Origin of the sequence: Mesotoga infera (genome assembly GCA_011045915.1) — a bacterium.
Lineage (GTDB): Bacteria > Thermotogota > Thermotogae > Petrotogales > Kosmotogaceae > Mesotoga > Mesotoga infera_D.
On the sequence record DSBT01000220.1, the window covers coordinates 1 to 2,249 of the forward strand.

Below are 2,249 nucleotides of genomic sequence, written 5' to 3' on the forward strand. Positions count from 1 at the left end.
AGGTTGTTCAACAACAAAGCTCCGACAGAGATCGACATCAATAAGATTGATAGCGCAGAAGCCATTGCTATTCCCGTGAACCCACGACTGCGCATGTATGAGTAGATCATGGTCGTGAGGACATACACTCTGCCCTGCATACCTATTAACGCAGGAATCCCGAAATTCGCGATTGTCGAAGCAAAAACAAGAAGCGCGCCTCCGGCAATGCTTGGAGCGACAAGCGGCAGTGTAATATCTCTCATAATCCTCATAGTTTTCGCGCCACAAGTCCGCGCGGCTTCCTCCAAGGTGGGATCCATCCTTTCGAGAGCTCCGGTAACAGTTATGAAGACGAACGGATAGAGATAGAGAGTCATCACCCATATGAGACCGGGCATAGTGTTGACGTCAAAGACATGGCCTTCAAGTCCAAAAAGCGAAGCTGCCCAAGAATTGATGTATCCATTTCTCCTGTTTAGAAGCTGCGACCAGGCGATCGCTCCAACAAAGGGAGGAATCATGTACGGAAGAATAAAGAGCGTCTTAAAAAGCCTTGCGAAGGGGAGATTTGTCCTCGTCACGAGCCATGCCAAGGGAGCTCCCAGCAGAGCTGAGAACAGAGATGTGAAAAAACCCAGCTTCAAACTGTTGAAGAGAGCCGTGTAGTTCCTATTCGCCTGAAAAACGGTAATATAATTCTGCAAAGTGAAGACCCCGTCCGCTTCAGACTGTTTATGAACAATAGCGTGAAAGGAAAGACTATGAGAACTCCAATTATCACGAAAGTACTTCCGAGTATCAGCGGATCGGCTCTAAACCTCTTTTGATACATGAGATCACTCTCCAACGCAAAACGAAAGGCCCGGTCGCCGCACCGGCCGGGCCTTGCTTCACTAGAATAACATTATGTCTGCAAACTTCGTATTTATCTCTGTGGTAAGTTCTTCAATTGCCTTCCAATCGATTTTCATGGCCTGATCGAGAATCTCTCCTGCAGGTGGAGTGTTCGGCGGGGGATTGACGTCGCTTCTGATAGGCACCAGAGATCCGAGCTCCACCAGAGCTTTTTGACCCTTCTCAGAAAGAATGTAATTGATGAAAGTCATTGCGGCTTCCATGTTGTCAGTGCCTGTCATCACGGCCACAGGGCTTGGAATTGCAACCGTTCCGTCCTTTGGGTAAATAATGTCTATCGGGCTGCCATTATCTCTGAGCCCTCTGGCAATGTAATCGAGGGTCATGCCAATCGGGAACTCACCTGCAGCAACCTTCTGTGCAACATCACTGTTTCCCCTGACAACTACCGTCTCGTTCTCTCTCAAATCTTCAAAGTACTCCCAGCCATAGTTGATAGACAACGCTCCTACTGCCGCAACTGCAGCTCCCGAGTACTCTGGGTTGGGAATAACGAAGTTATCGTACCACTTCGAGTCGGTCAAGTCCGTCCAGGATTGCGGGGCAGTTTCCGGTGTGAGTTCATTAGTGTTGTAGGCAATGACCATGTTTATGAGCCTTCCGGCGTAGTAATAGTTCTCGGGATCTTTGAAGTTGTCGGGAAGTGCACTTGCTTCTTCTGGGAATATTTGCGCCAGAAGTCCCTGCTTCTTTAGAGTCTCATAGTAGGAGAACTCCGCCACCCAGATGACATCAGCCTGCAGATTACCGCCCTCAACTTCTGCCGCGATTTTCGTCTGGATGGTACCTGTCCCTGACCTGAAGACCTCGACCTCAATAGTCGGGTTCTCTGCCATAAAGGCTTCGGCAATAGCCGTCATAATCTCTGTAGGAACCGAAGTGTAGAGCATAATCTTCTCCACTCCGAAAAGAATTGCCACGCAGATCATCAGCACGAAAGTGATAGCAAGTTTTCTCATAGACTACCTCCTCAAATTGGATTTGGAGACTAAAGTTTCCCGTTGAACCCAAAGATATCGGGAATATCATCGAGTTTCTTTAGAGCCTTGAGTTTCTCCTCGTCTCTCTCGGCAATATACAGAACGAGAGCATTCAATATCGCCATGGGTACGACTAGTGAGTTGAGCAGTGAGACGGGGCCTCTGTTAGCAACTAATGTAACTTCCGATTTGAGTGCAAGTTCCGATACGCTGCTGTGAGTCAAAGCTATAGTAGGTATGCTTTTCTTTCTTGCATAGTCGAAAGATCTCAGTATGTCTTGCGAGCAACGAAAGAAGCCAATTCCAAAAAGAACATCCCTGTCATCCATTAACAGCAGAGTTTCATAGAACGCCTTCCCACCGACAGTAACC

Annotated in this window: 3 protein-coding genes; all 3 read right to left on the reverse strand. The window is 48.0% G+C overall.

From position 1 onward, the window contains the following. Positions 1-686, reverse strand: a 686-nt coding sequence (locus ENN47_07770; protein ID HDP78065.1) for an iron ABC transporter permease, incomplete at its 3' end; no start/stop codon positions are given. Positions 687-875: 189 nt separating this feature from the next. After that, complete coding sequence (locus tag ENN47_07775; GenBank protein ID HDP78066.1) at positions 876-1,856, reverse strand: extracellular solute-binding protein; 981 nt, start codon at positions 1,854-1,856, stop codon at positions 876-878. A 29-nt stretch (positions 1,857-1,885) separates the two neighbouring features. Beyond that, positions 1,886-2,249: MurR/RpiR family transcriptional regulator (locus ENN47_07780; GenBank protein ID HDP78067.1), on the reverse strand; the 364-nt coding region annotated here is incomplete at its 5' end.